Below are 16,526 nucleotides of genomic sequence, written 5' to 3'. Positions count from 1 at the left end.
GTGCCCCGTCCAAGCTCTGCTTGGGCGGGAAGCACAAACCCTAATCAGCATTCCCTCGCGCGCTTTGCGCATCTTTGCGTCTTCGCGCGAAAAGGGATGTGTGCCGGAGTACGAGCCGCGCGTTGCCCTCGCCGCCCGGTAGCGAATAGACTGCGAAAGAATGGCTCCAAAAGAAAATCCAGAGCGGCTCATCTCAGCCACGCGTGCCGACGACGAAAACTCCTTCGAGCTGAAGCTGCGGCCCAAGCTGCTTTCGGAGTTCATCGGGCAGACCAAGGCGAAAGAGCAGCTTGCCATCGCGCTCGAAGCGGCGAAGTCGCGCGGCGAAGCGCTCGATCACGTGCTGCTCTTCGGGCCTCCGGGCCTGGGCAAGACTACGCTTGCGACGATCATCGCCAACGAGCTGAATGTCGGTTTCCAACAGACCTCCGGCCCGGCCTTGCAGATTCAGGGCGATCTCACCGCCATTCTCACCAACCTGCGCGATCGCCAGGTGCTCTTTCTCGACGAAATTCATCGTCTACAGCCGGTGCTTGAGGAAAAGCTCTATACCGCGCTCGAGGACTACAAGCTCGACATCATCATCGGCCAGGGGCCCGCGGCACGCACCCACGTGATGGACATCAAGCCCTTCACCTTCGTCGCGGCGACGACGCGTCCTGGCCTGTTGTCCTCGCCGCTGCGCTCGCGCTTTGGCATCCTGCTGCGGCTTGAGTTCTATTCCGACGACGAGCTGCGTTACGTCGTCGAGCGCTCGGCGGAAGTCCTGGGTGTACCCATCGATCAGGACGGTGCGGCAGAGATCGCCATGCGCTCGCGCGGCACACCGCGTATCGCCAATCGCCTGCTGCGCCGCGTGCGCGATTACGCGCAGGTGCGCGGCAAGGGCGTCATCGACCGCGAGATCGCGGAGTATGCACTGAAGATGCTCGAGGTCGACGCGCACGGCTTCGACGAGCTCGATCGCCGCCTGCTGATGACCATCATCGAGAAGTATGATGGCGGACCGGTCGGCCTCAACACGCTCGCTGCGGTGCTCGCAGAAGAGCAGGACGCGCTCGAGGAGGTCTATGAGCCGTTCCTGATTCAGCATGGATTTCTCGATCGCACGCCGCGCGGTCGCGTCGTCACCCGCCTCGCCTACGAGCATTTCGGTCTGCCGCTGCCGCGCAAGCAGCAGACGCCGCTGTTCTAAACCGCATTTCACCCTCAGAGGAGAACCGTTATGGCCCGCACAGAATCTGCCATGGTCGAGCTTGGAACCTCGATGCCCAACTTCACCCTGCGCGATGTGGCTACTGGCGCCGAGGTGAGCAACCTCGATGTGACTGGCACCAAGGGTACGCTGGTCATGTTCATCTGCCGGCACTGTCCGTTCGTGAAGCATCTGCAGACCGGCCTCGCGCAGTTCGGCAAGGACTATGACGGCCAGGGCATTTCGATCGTCGCCATCAGCAGCAACGATGCGGAGAAGTATCCGGATGACGCGCCAGAGAGCCTTGCCGAGCAGGCGAAGGAGCTGGGTAGCGCCTATACCTATCTCTACGACGAGACGCAGGATGTGGCGAGGTCCTTCGATGCCACCTGCACGCCCGACTTCTTCCTCTTCAATTCGAAGCTTGCGCTCGTCTATCGTGGCCAGTTCGACGGCAGCCGCCCCGGCAACGAAGTGCCGGTGACCGGTTCCGATCTCCGCGCTGCCATGGACGCGCTGCTTGCGGGCAAGGCCATCGGCTCCGATCAGAAGCCGAGCCTGGGCTGCAACATCAAGTGGAAGAGTTAGCCACTCGGGCCTTTCGCCTTCGGCACCCGCTCCCGTTGGTCGCGAATGGAGTTATGTTCTTTCTTTAAACAAAGAAGAACCAGGGTGGGAAGGTACGAAGCTTGGTCTTTGCACGGAAAAACTGGCCGTCTTTGTGGCTGACACCTGACTGCTTTAGAGAAAAGGCCCGGCACTCCAAAGAGTGCCGGGCTTATTTATTAGCGTTCCAAATCAATTACAGCGAGAGCGACTTGAGGTACTCACGGAAGGCCGGTCCGAGGTCGTCGCGCTTGAGCGCGAAATCGACCGTAGCCTTCAGCATGCCGAGCTTGTCGCCGGCATCGTGGCGCACGCCCTCGAAATTGTAACCGTAGACCTTCTCTGTTTTGAGCAGGCCCAGGATGCCGTCAGTCAGCTGCAGTTCGCCGCCTGCGCCTGGCTTGATGTTTTCGAGCAGTTCGAAGATGGCCGGCGTCAATACGTAACGGCCGACGATCGCATTCTTTGAGGGAGCATCTTCGAACTTCGGCTTCTCGACCATTCCCTTGGCCTCGATGAGCCGCGGATTCGAAGCAGAGACAGCGCCATCCATCACGCCGTAGGCCGAAATCGCCGGGCCATCGACCTCCATCGTCGCCAGGATCGAGCCCTGTACCTCGTCGAAGACATCGATCATCTGCTTCAGGCAGGGAACCTTGCCGTCCATCACATCATCGGGCAGCAGCACGGCGAAGGGCTCGTTGCCAACCAGTTCCTTGGCCATCAGCACGGCGTGGCCCAGGCCCTTGGCTTCCTTCTGGCGCACGTAGCTGATGTTCGCCAGGTTGGACACGCTGCGTGCAATCTCGAGCAGCGCGGCCTTGTTCTTCTTTTCGAGCGTGGCCTCGAGCTCGTAGCTGGTGTCGAAATGATCCTCAATGGAAGTCTTGCCGCGGGCGGTAATGATGATGATCTCTTCGCAGCCGGCTGCGATCGCCTCTTCCACTCCATACTGGATGATGGGCTTGTCGACGACAGGCAGCATCTCCTTGGGAATGGCCTTGGTGGCGGGCAGAAAGCGGGTTCCGAAACCCGCCGCGGGAAAGACTGCTTTGCGTACTTTTTGCTTCATTGGGGGGTCCTTGCTTGCTGAAATGAATCGGAAGAGTACAAACCACCGTCTTCTCAGTGTGACAGAGGATGTTCTTCGGGCATAGAGAAGTTTCTAAGTCATCAGGTTAAGATGCATGCGTGTTGCGAAGGATTGCCTGTGGAATTTGCAAGGCAAACGGTTACATGATTTTTACTGGAAGATGCAGCACACAGTGCAGATGCAAAAGCCGCACCTTATAACGGGTGCGGCTTTTGCATCTGCAATCATGTTAGGCGCTACAGCGTTGGCGAGTCGTCACCCAGCATGGCGCGGCGTACGATCTTGATCGGCGCTCCGCCCTGCTTCATGAAATCGTCATGAAATTTCTGCAGTGAGAAGGCCGCGCCTTCCTTCTTCTGCATATCTGCACGCAACTTCATGATCTGCAGCTTGCCCAGCGTGTAGTAGAGATAGGTTGGATCGGAGGTGCCGCGCTTGGTCTCTACATCACCGATCGAGCGCGACTGATAGCCTTCCTTCACAAAGAAATCAATCGCCTGCTCCTGCGTCATCTGTCCGGTGTGCATCTTGATGCCGACGATGAAGCGGGCATCGCGCAGCAGTGCATCCTGCAGCTGACCCAGGCGGATGAGCTTCGCCTCGCGCGCATCGGTCGCGCCTGCGCCGGGCTGGCCATAGCCTTCGTCCAGCATCATCTGCTCGCAGTAGTGTGCCCAGCCCTCGACATTGGTGTTCGAGGTCACGAGCTTGCGCACTTCGCTCAGGCTGCCGTGGTTCACCCACAGGAACTGCACATAGTGGCCCGGGAATGCCTCATGCACCGAGGTGCTGACAATCGTGCCTACATTGAAGGCTGCCATGTAGTCAGCCGTGTGTTCCGGCGTCCAGTCTTTTTCAGGCAGAGTCACATTGAAGTATGCCGTCGTCGAGTGTTTCTCGAAGGGGCCGGGCGAGTCCATCGAAGCCTGCGTGGTCGCGCGCATAAAAGGCGGTGTTTCTTCGAGCGTCGGCTGCACGTCGCTGGGGATGGTGATGATGTGGTGCGAGCGGATGAAGCCTACTTCGCTGTCGAAGCGGTCATGGAACGCCTGCAGCAGCTTGTCCGGCGCAGGGTGGATCGTCGCCAGCTCGGCCAGCACCTCGCGCGGCGTCTTGTTGGGATCGACTTCCTTGGCGATCTCCTGGAACTTCGCCTGGTTCTTGTGCAGATCGGCGTAAGCAATATCCAGCAGCTTCGGCAGCGGTGTGTCCACCATCTCGTCATACTCGAGCTTCTTTTCAAAGGCGTTGGCGCCGATGCGGAAGTCGCCGTTCGAGCGTGGCAGCAGGTCGGTCTTCACCCACTGCTCGTACTCGCCGAGTGCCGCGATCACGGCGGCATTTGTCTTGTGGAACTCGTCGATCGTGGCCTGGTCCTTCGCGTCCTTGAATGCTTCCGGTACATCATGCTGGAAGAAGTCGATGAGGCCGGGCAGCTGCTCGAGCGCGATCTCGGTATAGATCTTCGGCGGGTTGGTCAGATTCTTCTTCGCTTCGATAAAGACAGCGGGCATCTTCTTCTCGCGTTCCACCAGAGACTTCAGACGTTCGTCCGGTGAGGCGAAGTTGCGCTCCATCAGCGAAAAAGCACTGCCGGTGATGCCGCTCGAATATGTGTCGGGGTTCTTCTGCCACGGCTTGATGACTTCGAGCTCAAGCAGCGTGCCGCGTATGTTGTTCTTCACCATCGCGAGGTCGCCCTGTGTGCTCTCATCGAGCTTCGAGGCATCGACGGCATCGAATTTCTTCTCCCAGGTATGCAGCGCGGCCACTTCCTCGTCGACGCCGGCGCGGCTGTAGTCCTCGAGCAGGCTGTCATACTGGTGCAGGCCGGCCGAGGTGCCGCCAGTCGGCGAAAAGTGGAAGGTCACATCGATGAAGTACTGGCTGGCGAGTGAGCGGAACTGGTCGGCGGTCGACTGCGCGTGGAGCGATGTTGCGGTCATCAGGCCTCCAATGAGAACGAGCGGGGCAATGCGGCGATTCATGCGGTCTTCCTTATCTGAAGAAATGTTTTAGGCCGGTACAGTTGTCAGTTCAAGTTGCTCGAGCAGCATGCGAATCTCGATCAGTACATCGTCCGGCTTCGAGCCTTCGAGCGGGAACTTGAGTACGCCCTGTGGTGTGAATTGTGCGCCGCGCTTGGCGGCGCGCGCCATCAGTTTCATCAGGCGGCTTGGATCGATAGCCGCGTTCTCCTTGAAGCGGATGTGCAGCATGTCGCGCTTGCGGTCGATCTGCGCCACACCGATCTTCTCGCAATCGAGCCGCAGCTGCGCGGCATCGAGCAGGTGCCGCACGGAGTCGGGAATCGGCCCATAGCGATCCTCAAGTTCGGCGCGCGTGTCGTTGAGTGCCGCTTCGTTTTCGAGTCCGGCGATGATCTTGTACATGCGCAGGCGCTGGTTCTCTTCTTCGATGTAGCTTTCGTCGATGCGCAGCCCGATGCCGAGCGAGAGCTGCGTCGGTGCGCGTTCGGCGCGCTCCTCGCCCTTGAGCTTGCTTACCGCCTCTTCGAGCATCGTGGTGTAGAGCTCGAAGCCCACCGACTCGATGTGTCCGCTCTGCTCGCCGCCCAGCATGTTGCCCGCGCCGCGCAACTCGAGATCGAGCGCCGCAATCTTGAAGCCCGCGCCGAGATCGGAAAACTCTTTGAGCGCCGCGAGCCTGCGCCGCGCAATCTCGGTGAGCTCCTGCTCCGGCGGGATGAGTAGATACGCATAAGCTCGTCTATTGGACCGTCCCACGCGGCCGCGCAGCTGGTAAAGCTCGCTCAGGCCATGACGATCGGCGCGGTTGATGATGATCGTATTCGCCAGCGGAATGTCGAGGCCGTTCTCGATGATCGAGGTGGCGACGAGAATGTCGTACTCGTGGTTCATGAAGCCGAGCATCACCTTCTCGAGCTCGCCTTCGCTCATCTGCCCATGGCCCACGGTGATGCGCGCGCCCGGCACCAGTTCCTGGATCTTCGCGGCGATTTCGTAGATCGTCTCCACGCGGTTATGCACGAAGTAGATCTGGCCGCCGCGCTCGAGTTCGACCTCGACCGCGGAGCGGATCAGCTTTTCGTCGAACTTGGCCACGATGGTCTGGATCGCCATGCGGTCCTTGGGCGGCGTCTCGATCACAGACATGTCGCGCAGCCCAACCAGCGACATATGCAGCGTGCGCGGGATGGGCGTGGCGGACATGGTTAACACATCAATCTCCCGCCGCATCTGTTTTAGCCGCTCCTTGTGGCGCACGCCGAAGCGCTGCTCCTCATCGACGACGAGCAGGCCGAGATCCAGGAACTTGATGTCTTTTGAGAGCACGCGGTGCGTGCCGATAAGGATGTCGATCTGGCCGGCTTCGGCCTTCTCGAGGATGACTTTTTGTTCCTTGGCAGTTCTAAAGCGCGAGATCATCTCGATGTTCACGGGGAACATCTTGAAGCGCTTCTTGAAGGTCTCGTAGTGCTGGAAGCTGAGCACCGTCGTGGGCGTAAGCACGGCCACCTGGCGTCCACCCTGCACCGCCTTCATTGCGGCGCGCATGGCCACTTCCGTCTTGCCGTAGCCTACGTCCCCGCATAGCAGGCGATCCATGGGCAGTGTCGATTCCATGTCGCGCTTGATGTCGTTGATGGCCGAGAGCTGGTCGTCGGTCTCGTTGTAGTCGAAGGCGTCTTCGAACTCGCGCTGGAACTCGGTGTCGGGCGCAAAGGCATGGCCCTGCGCCGACTTTCTTTGTGCGTAGAGCTTCAGCAGCTCGTCGGCCATATCGGCCATGGCCTTGCGCACGCGGGCTTTGGTCTTGGCCCACTGCTGAGAACCTAACCTGTTCAGGATCGGCTGCGGCCCGGCGTCCGTCGAACGATATTTCTGGATCAGGTCGAGGCGCGTGAGCGGCACGTAGAGGCGCGCCTGCTCGGCAAACTCCAGGATCATGAACTCGATCGAGACGCCGTCCTGCACGATCTCTTTCAGGCCCATGTACTGGCCGATGCCGTGCTCGACATGCACGACATAGTCGTTAATCGTGAGATCGCGGAAGTCTGAGACAAAGGCTGCGGTCTTTGACTTCTTTGGAGCCACGCGCGCCGTCACATCGGCATCGTCGGAGAAGTCGTTCGCACCGAAGATGGTCAGGTTCGCATCGACCAGGCTTACGCCGTAGGAGAGGCTCGCGCGCACGATGACCGGGGCCTTCACGCTGCCTGCCAGGTAGCTCGACTCGTCGTGAATGTTCTCGCTGCCGGTGTGCTGATGACGGCTGCCCAGCCGATACGGCACTTCGTATTCGCGCAGCAGGTTCGCGAGCCGCTCGACCTCGCCCTGGTTAGGCGCGACCAGCAGCGTGCGCTGCTCCTGCTGCATCAACTGCTTCACTTGTTCCACAAACGCCGGGATCGATCCGTGGAAGCGCAGCGTGGGGCGCGAGTGGAAGGCGATCTCACCCAGAGTGTTGTCTTCGTCGAGCACATCCACCGCGCCCAGCTGATCGAGCTCGAGCCCCGGATGCGATTGCAGCTTGGCTTCGAGCAGCTCCGGCCGCTCGAAGATGTCTTCGGGACGGATCAGCGAGCCGATGCTTGCGCGCTCATGGCGCTGCTCGATCTTGTTCCACCAGCGGTCGAGCTGGTTCTTGACCATTGCTGGTTCGTCCACGAAGAGCAGGCTCTTCGGCAGCAGATCGATCAGCGTGCCTTTTGCTCCACCGACACCGGCAAAAAACTCCCAGCCGGGGAAGACGCTGACTCCGCCTGCTGCGACGGCCTGCTCGACGAGCTCGGCATCGTCGCCGGCCTCAATGCGTGCGCCGCTCAACCGCGTGTGCACCGCGGCCAGCAGCCGCTCGGTCACCGGGGTCTCGGTCAGCGGCAGCAGGCGCGCTTCCTCGAGCGAAGAAGATGAGCGCTGTGTTTCGGGGTCGAACTTCTTGATCGTCTCGATCTCGTCGCCAAAGAATTCAATGCGCACCGGCCGGTCGGTTTCGGGCGAGTAGACGTCGAGAATGCCGCCACGCCGCGTGTACTGGCCGGGCATCTCGACGATGTCCATCGCCGAATAGCCGACACTCTGCAGGTGTTGGATCAGTGTCTCGACATCGACCTCTTCGCCACGGCGCAGCGTCTGCGCGAGACCGCCATAGAACGGCGCAGGGAAGAGCTTCATCGCCACCGCTTCCACGGGCGCGATCACGATGGAGGCTGCTCCACTCGCCATCTTCCAGAGCGTGGTGGCGCGTGCCTCCTGAATCTCCGGATGCGGTGACAGGTTCTCGAAGGGCAGCACATCGTGCGCCGGCAGTTTGAGCACGCGGTTCGGCGCAATCGCGCCGGTCAGGTCGCAACCCGCCTGCAGAGCTACCTGCAGCGCGTCGGCCGCCTTATTGTCCGCAACCACGATGACGACAGGCACGTTCGCCGCGCGGGCAAAGAGTGGAATATAGAGGGCACGGGCCGAAGAAGTCAGCCCTGAGACACGACGACGCCCACGGCCGAGGGCCAGATGCCGTCGCGCCTGTTCGAACGCAGGAGAGGTCTCCAAATCCGCGAGCAACTCACGGACAAAAGGGAGGATCATTGCCGCTTCAGTTTACCCCACTGCGCGGGACTGGCCGTCCAGGCCTTGCGCTTCGCGTGGCGCTCCCGCTGGTCGCGATTTGAGATCTTTGCTGTGGAGATGGAACGGGGTGCCCCGTCCAAGCTTTGCTTAGGCGGGAGGTGCAGCTCCCGACGGTAGCCCACCCGAGCATGGATGTTTCGCGTCTGCGAGAGTCACGTAGGACGAAGGATCGCGACGAGCGGGAGCGGGGGGCCGAAGGCGATTCGCCCTGCGCGTAGCAGCTACTTGAGCTTCAGCACCAGCAGCGTCATGTCGTCGTGCTGCGGAGCGCCGCGGGTGAAGGCATCGGCGTCGCGGAAGAGGTGGTCCAGAATTTCGTCTGCGTCCTTGTCCCAGCAGCAGTCGGCGGCGGCAATCAGCCGGTCTTCGCCCCACTCCTCGTCTTCCGGAGTCATCGCCTCGCTGATGCCGTCGGTGTAGAGCAGTACCAGGTCGCCTGGCTCGAGCGTGACGGCCTGCTCGACATAGGGTGCAGCCGGCAACAGACCTACCACCGGGCCTCCGGCCTCAAGGCGGATCACCGTGTGTGGGCCGTCGTCATTGCGTCTGATGATCAAGGGCGGGTTGTGGCCCGCGTTTACGCAGTCGAGCCGCCGCGTCTCGGGATCATAGGCAGCGAAGAAAAAGGTCGCGTAGCGGTTCGAGGCCGAAGACTCGTAGACCAGCCGGTTGACCTTGTCCATGAGCCGGGCAAAGTCCCGGGGATTGTCGAGCGTCACCCCGCGCAGGCTCGCGCGGAGGCTCGCCATGAGCAGCGCCGCCGCGATGCCCTTGCCGCTCACGTCTCCGACAGCGAGACCGGTGCGGCCGTCGGAGAGCGGAAAGACATCGTAGTAGTCGCCTCCAACGCCCAGTGCCGGTCTGCAGTGTCCGGCCACAGTTGCGCCTTTCATTTCCGGCATGGCCTGCGGAAAGAGCCGTTCCTGGACTTCGCGTGCGATCTCGATTTCGCGGTTTACACGCTCGCGTTGCGCGGCTTCGCTGGCGAGAGAGCAGGCCAGCTCGGCAATTTCGATAGCCAGCCCGGTCTGGGTGGCTACGGCCTGCAGCAGGTTCAGGTCGGCACGCGTGTAGGCGGCCTCGGAGCGCTTGGGACCGAGCGCCATCACTCCCATCAGCCGGTTGCGGCCAGGCAGCGGGAGCAGCAACTCGGTATTCATTGTGTTCAGCACGTCACGTTCGGCCATGCCGGCCATCAGATACCAGGCGTCGGGATCGTCACGATAGAGCCGCGCCGGCTCATTGGTGGAGGCCAGATAGCGAACGCTCGAGGCCTGCGGCGAGAGCGAGAGCGTACCTGCAGGGGAAAGCCCCAGTGTCTGTTGCAGCTCGAAGAACTCGCCCCGCCGCAGCAGGATGGCCACCTGGCTTACATGCAGCGTTTCGGCGATCCTCCGCGCTACGGTTTCGAGCAGCGGCCCGGTTTCGGTGAAGCGGCGAACCTGGTCGGAGAGCTCGTTGAGCACCACCTCCGCGTTATAGGCTTCGCGGAAGAATTTGCGGTCGAGCCAGCCTTGCGCGCGGGTGCGGACGGCAAAACGCAGGAAGAATACCAGCGCGATGAAGACGAAAACAGCCATCAGGTCCAAAGGCTGCGGCTGTTGCTTGTGCAGCGTGGGCACTACCAGCTCGGTGACTGCGACCGAGAGCAGGACGATCTGCGCGACGACCAGGAAGGCTCGCGCCAGCAGGTAGCGGGTGCCGGCACGCAGGATCACGCGTACGTCCATGGCGCGCTGCACCAGCACGACGTAGCCCATCGTGAAGGGCGCAATCATGAAGATTGCCGCGCCGGCCGAATCGATCCAGAAGCGCGTCGGTGTGTCTTCGGCGAGAATCTTCAACCCGAAATGACGCAGCAGCACAAAGACAAAGAGCAGGACGCCGACCCCGACGCCGGTTCCGGCCGTGAGCACCCGCAGGCGCCGCCGCGCATCGGCCGTCGAGGCCGAATGCACCTTGTCCAGGGTGAGTACAAGGTAGAGCACGACGCAGCAGAGGTTGAGGAAGTTGACCAGGCGCTCCAGCTTGTCCATGAGCGATACCCAGCTCACGCCGCCGCCGTAATACTGAGTGATGAGGAAGGGGATGGTTACAACCCAGAAAAACAGGATCGGCGCAATTACCACCCATTTCAGCCACGGAACCTTCTGGTCGATGCGCGAGCGCTCTGGGAAGTAAACCCCGAAGAGCAGCAACACCGGCGAGGCCATGATCTGCATGGTCTCGTACCACAGGCCGCGTAGCCCCAGGCCGAGGCCGGTCGCATGGGCCGCATCGATGGTGAATACGCTGGGAAAGGTGAGCAGCAGCAGCACCAGCCAGGCATTGCGGTCCTGGGGCTTGGCCAGCACGACCCAGAAGCCGATGCCCAGGCAGGCCAGCGGCAGTACCAGGTCGACAAAGCCGTCGCTCAACAGTACTGCCCAGCGCGCAATGCCGACATGCGCGGCGGGCAGAGGCGCCAGCGTAATGGTTACCATCCCGGCTTTGCCGCCGGGAGCAAGAAACTCTATATCCAGCGTGTCGCCCGGCCGAGCCGTTTCGACGATCTCCGACCACTGCGACAGTCCGGTATAGGGAGCGCCGTTGAAGCCGGTGATCTTTGCCCCGACCGACAGGTGCACGGCTTTTGCCTCGGGGCGCACCGTGGAGATAAGCAGCGTGTTGCTGTCGAAATCGATCGGTTCCTGGATATGCCGGTCCCGGTGCAGGTCATATTCCCAGGTATTCAGCGCTCCCGCCATCCAGTAGGCAAAGCCGCAGAGCGCGAAGACGGCGGCCAGCACCCGGAGGGTGGCCGCTGACGGCAATCGCTTCCCGGACTGTCTGCCTCCGGATTGTCTGCGTCTGGTCATGCTTTGTGAGCGTATCCGCTATCGCGTCCATGGTACCTTGCCTTGCGTCCGTTTCCGGCTGCTGCGCGCAAGGCGAATCGCCTTCGGCCCTTGCTCCCGTCGGTCGCAAGATGGAGTTTTATTCTTCTTCAAGAGAGAAGAACAAAGGTGTCCCGTCCCGGCTCTGCCTGGGTGGGCAGGTTGTGCGCTCTCCGTGAGAACGGATACATTGGGAGCGCTCTCGGGCGAACTGCTATGCGATCTCCTGTCCTGCTGCCTGCACTGTTCCTGTCCGTGCTGTGCTCTGCGCCGCTCGCCTCGGCGCAGGACGCTGCCCGGCCGGCGATCACCGGCATCTCGCACATCGCGGTCTATGCTGCGAATCCGGCCATGGCCGAACACTTCTATGGGCACGATATCGGCCTCGAAAAGCGTCCCGACCCGGAAGATCCGTCCGGGGCCCGCTATTACGTGAACGCGACGCAGTTTGTCGAAGTGCTGCCCTTACCCGCCAGCTCCGGCAACTCCCGTCTCGACCATCTTGCCTACACCGTTACCGATGCGGAAGCCATGCGCGCGTATCTCGCTGCGCATGCCGTCCACGTCCCCACTTCCGTTGAGAAAGCCTCCGACGGCAGCCGCTGGTTTGACGTAAAGGACCCGGAGGGCAACATGGTGCAGTTTGTGCAGTCGCCGTCCTCGCCCGCCAGGACCGCTGGTGATCCCATCGGCCGGCATATCATCCACGTCGGCATGCTGGTGCGCAGCCGCGAAGCCGAAAACTCGTTCTACCGTGGAGTGCTCGGTTTTCGACCGTACTGGTTCGGAGGCATGAAGCCTGGCACCGTGGACTGGATCTCCCAGCAGGTGCCCGACGGGCATGACTGGCTGGAGTACATGCTTACCAGCGGTCCTTCGGGTGGTGGCATCCAGGATGTTTCGCAGAAGCAGCTCGGCGTGCTGAATCATCTCTCGATCGGCGTCGTGAACATGGAGAAGGCCGTCACCGCGCTCGATGCCGGCAACCGTATTGAGGGCGAACACAGCCCCATGCAGCTTGGTAAAGATGGCAAGTGGCAGTTCAATCTTTATGACCCCGACGGTACCCGTCTCGAGCTGATGGAATACGTCCCGGTCGAAAAGCCCTGCTGTTCGCCCTTTACTGCGCCCAACCCGCCGGTTCCTGCGGAGTAGCGTCCATGCTCTCGCGGAGGCTTTTTCTGGAAGCGGGTGTGTTGTCCGGCATTGGGGCTCTCACGGCAAGCGGAGAAGTTTCATCCGGTGTCGCCCCGCCTGTATCCTCGGGCCGCATCCGTCAATCGGTCTGCCGCTGGTGCTATCCGCATCTCTCCGTCGATGAACTCTCCACCATGGCTGTCCGCCTCGGCCTGCAAGGTGTAGACCTGCTTGAGGTCGAGGAATACGAAATTCCCCGTCGCTACGGTCTCATCTGCACCATGGGCTACGCCGGTGGAGGCACGATCTCCGACGCACTGAACCACCCGGAAAACCACGCCGCCATCGAGACAGCATTGCGGAAAAACATCCCGCTCGCAGCCAGGGCCGGCGTTCCGAACGTCATCACATTTTCCGGCAATCGCCGAGGCATGTCCGATGAGCAGGGAGCAGCCAACACCGTTCTTGGCCTCAATCGCGTCAAAAGCATCGCCGAGGATCACGGCGTCACCATCTGCCTCGAGTTGCTCAACAGCAAGGTCAACCACCCCGATTACATGGCCGACCACACCGCATGGGGCGTCCGCGTGGTCGAAGAAGTGGCATCGCCGCGGGTGAAGTTGCTCTACGACATCTACCACATGCAGATCATGGAGGGAGACCTCATCGATACCATTCGCGGGAGCATCGGTGCCATCGGCCACTTCCACACCGGCGGCGTTCCCGGACGCCACGAACTGGGGTCCGGCCAGGAGATTCAGTACGAGGCCGTCATGCGTGCCATTGCAGCTACCGATTTCAGTGGCTATGTGGCCCACGAGTTCCTCCCCACGATCGACACGGAAGCGGCTCTCCGCCAGGCCATGGCTGTCTGTAATGTTTAGTCGTCCTTTTGCGCTCTGCCTATGGCATCCTGAGAGGAACTCCCGACGCTGAGTCTTATTTCAGGGAGAAATGGAATCGGAGGCAGGATGCGGAAGGTTGCTCGACTGGCAGGAATGATGTGGATGGCGGCAGCGTTGCTGCCTGGCGCTGGAATCGCGCATGCGCAGTTTGTCCAGTCGCAGCAGGCTGCCATCTATCCCGACCCCGGCGTGGCCAATACGGAGCTTGCCGCCGCCCTCCATACTGCGCGGACCGAGCATAAGAATGTGATCCTGGACTTCGGCGGGAACTGGTGCGGCGACTGCAAGGTGCTGAACATTTACTTCCACCAGGAGCCGAATCTCTCGTTGCTCGATAAGAATTTCGTCCTGGTTGACGTGAATGTGGGCCACTTCGATGCCAATACCGATCTGGCTGACCGTTACGGCATTCCCCTGCACAAGGGAGTGCCTGCGCTGGCGGTGCTCGACGAGCACGGTAAGCTGCTGTACAGCCAGAAAAATGGCGAATTCGAGTCCATGCGGCGCATGGATCCGTCTTCTGTGACTGAGTTCCTTAATCAATGGAAGCCTAAGCGGTAGCGTCGAATCGATTGCGAAACCCTGACTTCACACCGGTAAACCTCTTCCATCACCTGCGCCGGGCAGCGTGGAGTTCCTTTACCCACAGCGCCTTCACCAATGCCAAGGCCGCGGCCTATTCGGCGATCCTCTGCTTTTTCCCGGCCATGCTGGTGTTGACCACGCTTCTGGCTTTGAGCCCGGAAACGGATAGCTTCCGCGGTGAGCTCCGCGCCGGTTTTGCCGAGCTGCTGCCTCCGGACACCATGAGCCTGGTGCAGTCCTATTTCCAGACCAATCATGCCCGCTCGGTCCGGCTGGTGTGGACTTCGTCCATGGTCATGACGGGAGCGGCCATGGGCATGATGCTCTCGCTGATGGAGTCCTTCCGCAAAGCCTACCGGCTGCCGCGCGGAGAGTGGGGCTTCTGGCATGAGCGCCTGATCGCCCTGGCCCTGGTCCCTGGAACGCTGGTTCCCATGATCTTTGCTTCCGGCCTGGTCGCCTTCGGTCATCTCATCGAGCTTTGGATGATCGACAATGCCGACCACTCCTTCCGCTTCTACGTGATCCTTGCCGGCCGCATTCTCCGCTGGGCTATCTCTCTGGCCACCAGCGTGACGGTGCTGGGCGTCATTTACCACTTCGGCACGCCGCGCCGGCGGCGCTGGAGGCAGGTCGTGCCGGGGGCGGTGCTGGCCACCGCAACCTGGTTCCTCGCGACGCTCATTTATGGCTGGTATCTGACCCGCTATGCCGACTATTCCGTTGTCTATGGATCGCTCGGTGCCGGGGTGGCAACGCTGGTGTGGCTCTACATGGTCTCGTTCAGCATTCTGCTGGGCGCCGAGTTCAATGCGCAGATCTATCCATTAGCGCTGACGGAAGAAACCGCAGCGTAGCGGGCTTTCATCTTACCGGCTATCCCGGGAGGTAAAATGGAAAGTGTTTCGCCCGCTGCAAGGGTGAAAGCGTATTCCAGTACATAAATCAGCAAAAGCAAATTGCAGTTGGGGGATGGATGAACACTTCAGTTACGGGGTTGGGTCTGCCGATTGAGGGGCAGCCGCGACGCGCGAAGATCGTGGGCACGCTGGGACCGGCCTCGAATCAGGAATCGGTTTTCCGGGGGCTGGTGCGGGCGGGGCTCGATGTCGCGCGCCTGAATTTTTCCCACGGCATTCACTCCGAGAAGCAGGCTCTGATCGACATGGTGCGCAAGATTGCTGCCGAAGAAGGCCGCTCGATCTGCATCCTCGCCGATCTGCAGGGTCCGAAGATCCGTACCGGCAAGCTCGAGAACCGCACTCCGATCACGCTGGTGGCCGGTCAGTCCCTGACCATCACCCCGCGCAACATTCTTGGCAACACGGAAGTCATCTCGACGACCTTCCTGACGCTGGCCGAGAACCTCGAAGCCGGCGCCCGTATCCTGCTTTCCGACGGTCTCATCGAGCTGCATGTGGTTGCAGTCAAGGGCGAGGATGTCGAGTGCACGGTCGTCAACGGCGGCGTGCTTGGTGAGAACAAGGGCATTAACCTGCCCGGCATCCCGGTGAAGGTGCCCGCGCTGACTGAAAAGGACGCGGAAGACCTGGATTTCGCCATCAAAGCTGGTGTCGACGCCATTGCCGTCTCGTTTGTGCGCACCGCGGAAGATGTTCGCCTGGTCAAGGAGCGCATCGCCGGGCTGGGCTCCGACGCCTGGGTGGTTGCCAAGCTGGAAAAGCCGCAGGCCATCGATAACCTCGACGAGATCATGGAAGCCACCGACGGCATCATGGTCGCTCGTGGCGACCTGGGTGTGGAAGTGCCGCCCGAGAAGGTTCCAGCCATCCAGAAGCTCATCATTCGCAAGGCTTCGTCCTGGCGCAAGCCGGTTATCACCGCGACCCAGATGCTGGAGTCAATGATCGAGAACCCGCGTCCCACCCGCGCTGAAGCCAGCGACGTGGCCAACGCGATCTATGACGGCACCGACGCGGTGATGCTCTCGGCCGAGAGCGCCGCCGGCAAGTATCCGGTCGAGGCGGTCAAGATGATGGCCAAGATCATTGTCGAAACCGAGTCGCACCTGCAGAACGCGCCGGCTCACGAGATTCGTCCCGACAACCTGCACCTCACGGTGTCGGAGACCATCTGCGAGTCGATGGCCCATGCCGCGCAGGATCTGGATGTGCGCGCCATTGCCGTCTTCACCGAGACCGGCACCACCGCCCGCCAGCTCTCGAAGTATCGCCCGGTGCCGCCGATCTACGCGCTCTCGAGCGTGGAGACGGTCGTCAACCGCATGAACCTGCTCTGGGGCACCACTCCGCTGCTCTGCGAGAAGGCCGGCACGACCGACCAGATGGTCGCGATGGCCGAGCGCCTGCTCGAAGAGGGTGGCTATGCCCGCAGTCAGGACATCATCGGCATCGTGGCCGGTACCCGCACCAAGACCGGCTCGACCAACTTCCTCCGCCTGCACGTTCTCGGCGATCAGGTGAACAGCGAAGAGGCCGAAAAGCTGGCCGCTGCCGCCACGCGTTAATCCGGTTCGCAGGGCAGATCAGGAAAGGC

At 61.4% G+C, this 16,526-nt stretch carries 11 protein-coding genes; 7 read left to right on the top strand and 4 right to left on the bottom strand.

The window, feature by feature from the left end:
- The first annotated feature begins 160 nt into the window (after nt 1-160).
- Both ruvB and ESZ00_RS06565 read left to right on the top strand, forming a co-directional pair.
- Nucleotides 161-1,195, top strand: a complete 1,035-nt coding sequence (ruvB, locus tag ESZ00_RS06570; RefSeq protein WP_129207327.1) for a Holliday junction branch migration DNA helicase RuvB — start codon at nt 161-163, stop codon at nt 1,193-1,195.
- A 30-nt stretch (nt 1,196-1,225) separates the two neighbouring features.
- A complete protein-coding gene (locus ESZ00_RS06565; RefSeq protein WP_129207326.1) occupies nt 1,226-1,783 on the top strand; it encodes a thioredoxin family protein in 558 nt (185 codons plus the stop codon).
- 214 nt (nt 1,784-1,997) lie between these two features.
- Here ESZ00_RS06565 and galU read toward each other — a convergent pair whose 3' ends face one another.
- The 4 genes from galU to ESZ00_RS06545 all read right to left on the bottom strand — a co-directional run bounded on the left by galU (nt 1,998) and on the right by ESZ00_RS06545 (nt 11,364).
- A complete protein-coding gene (galU, locus tag ESZ00_RS06560; protein WP_129207325.1) occupies nt 1,998-2,873 on the bottom strand; it encodes a UTP--glucose-1-phosphate uridylyltransferase GalU in 876 nt (291 codons plus the stop codon).
- A gap of 257 nt (nt 2,874-3,130) precedes the next feature.
- Complete coding sequence (locus ESZ00_RS06555; RefSeq protein ID WP_129207324.1) at nt 3,131-4,882, bottom strand: DUF885 domain-containing protein; 1,752 nt, start codon at nt 4,880-4,882, stop codon at nt 3,131-3,133.
- Between the two features lie 27 nt (nt 4,883-4,909).
- The gene (gene mfd, locus ESZ00_RS06550) at nt 4,910-8,464 is read right to left on the bottom strand and encodes a transcription-repair coupling factor (RefSeq protein ID WP_129207323.1); all 3,555 of its coding nucleotides are present in this window, start codon (nt 8,462-8,464) and stop codon (nt 4,910-4,912) included.
- Between the two features lie 263 nt (nt 8,465-8,727).
- Complete coding sequence (locus tag ESZ00_RS06545) at nt 8,728-11,364, bottom strand: SpoIIE family protein phosphatase (RefSeq protein ID WP_129207322.1); 2,637 nt, start codon at nt 11,362-11,364, stop codon at nt 8,728-8,730.
- A gap of 234 nt (nt 11,365-11,598) precedes the next feature.
- On the opposite strand from ESZ00_RS06545, the gene ESZ00_RS06540 reads away from it, so the two are divergent.
- The 5 genes from ESZ00_RS06540 to pyk all read left to right on the top strand — a co-directional run bounded on the left by ESZ00_RS06540 (nt 11,599) and on the right by pyk (nt 16,497).
- Nucleotides 11,599-12,537, top strand: a complete 939-nt coding sequence (locus ESZ00_RS06540; protein ID WP_129207321.1) for a VOC family protein — start codon at nt 11,599-11,601, stop codon at nt 12,535-12,537.
- A gap of 5 nt (nt 12,538-12,542) precedes the next feature.
- Complete coding sequence (locus ESZ00_RS06535) at nt 12,543-13,403, top strand: hydroxypyruvate isomerase family protein (RefSeq protein ID WP_129207320.1); 861 nt, start codon at nt 12,543-12,545, stop codon at nt 13,401-13,403.
- An 87-nt stretch (nt 13,404-13,490) separates the two neighbouring features.
- On the top strand, nt 13,491-13,985 hold the full coding sequence (locus ESZ00_RS06530; protein ID WP_129207319.1) for a thioredoxin family protein: 495 nt from the start codon (nt 13,491-13,493) through the stop codon (nt 13,983-13,985).
- Between the two features lie 11 nt (nt 13,986-13,996).
- A complete protein-coding gene (locus ESZ00_RS06525; RefSeq protein ID WP_129207318.1) occupies nt 13,997-14,866 on the top strand; it encodes a YihY/virulence factor BrkB family protein in 870 nt (289 codons plus the stop codon).
- Nucleotides 14,867-14,985: 119 nt separating this feature from the next.
- The gene (pyk, locus tag ESZ00_RS06520; protein WP_129207317.1) at nt 14,986-16,497 is read left to right on the top strand and encodes a pyruvate kinase; all 1,512 of its coding nucleotides are present in this window, start codon (nt 14,986-14,988) and stop codon (nt 16,495-16,497) included.
- Nucleotides 16,498-16,526 lie beyond the last annotated feature (29 nt).

The organism is Silvibacterium dinghuense (assembly GCF_004123295.1).
GTDB classification, from domain to species: Bacteria; Acidobacteriota; Terriglobia; order Terriglobales; family Acidobacteriaceae; genus Silvibacterium; species Silvibacterium dinghuense.
The sequence above is the reverse complement of the archived record's forward strand: the minus strand, read 5'-3'. Positions and strand labels throughout refer to the sequence as shown.

What these genes read in the sequence shown, in the direction of transcription:
- ruvB (WP_129207327.1), top strand. Translation starts at nt 161, where the DNA reads ATGGCTCCAAAAGAAAATCCAGAGCGGCTCATCTCAGCCACGCGTGCC.
- ESZ00_RS06540 (WP_129207321.1), top strand. Translation starts at nt 11,599, where the DNA reads ATGCGATCTCCTGTCCTGCTGCCTGCACTGTTCCTGTCCGTGCTGTGC.
- mfd (WP_129207323.1), bottom strand. Translation starts at nt 8,464, where the DNA reads ATGATCCTCCCTTTTGTCCGTGAGTTGCTCGCGGATTTGGAGACCTCT.
- ESZ00_RS06565 (WP_129207326.1), top strand. Translation starts at nt 1,226, where the DNA reads ATGGCCCGCACAGAATCTGCCATGGTCGAGCTTGGAACCTCGATGCCC.
- galU (WP_129207325.1), bottom strand. Translation starts at nt 2,873, where the DNA reads ATGAAGCAAAAAGTACGCAAAGCAGTCTTTCCCGCGGCGGGTTTCGGA.
- ESZ00_RS06535 (WP_129207320.1), top strand. Translation starts at nt 12,543, where the DNA reads ATGCTCTCGCGGAGGCTTTTTCTGGAAGCGGGTGTGTTGTCCGGCATT.
- ESZ00_RS06555 (WP_129207324.1), bottom strand. Translation starts at nt 4,882, where the DNA reads ATGAATCGCCGCATTGCCCCGCTCGTTCTCATTGGAGGCCTGATGACC.
- pyk (WP_129207317.1), top strand. Translation starts at nt 14,986, where the DNA reads ATGAACACTTCAGTTACGGGGTTGGGTCTGCCGATTGAGGGGCAGCCG.
- ESZ00_RS06545 (WP_129207322.1), bottom strand. Translation starts at nt 11,364, where the DNA reads ATGACCAGACGCAGACAATCCGGAGGCAGACAGTCCGGGAAGCGATTG.
- ESZ00_RS06530 (WP_129207319.1), top strand. Translation starts at nt 13,491, where the DNA reads ATGCGGAAGGTTGCTCGACTGGCAGGAATGATGTGGATGGCGGCAGCG.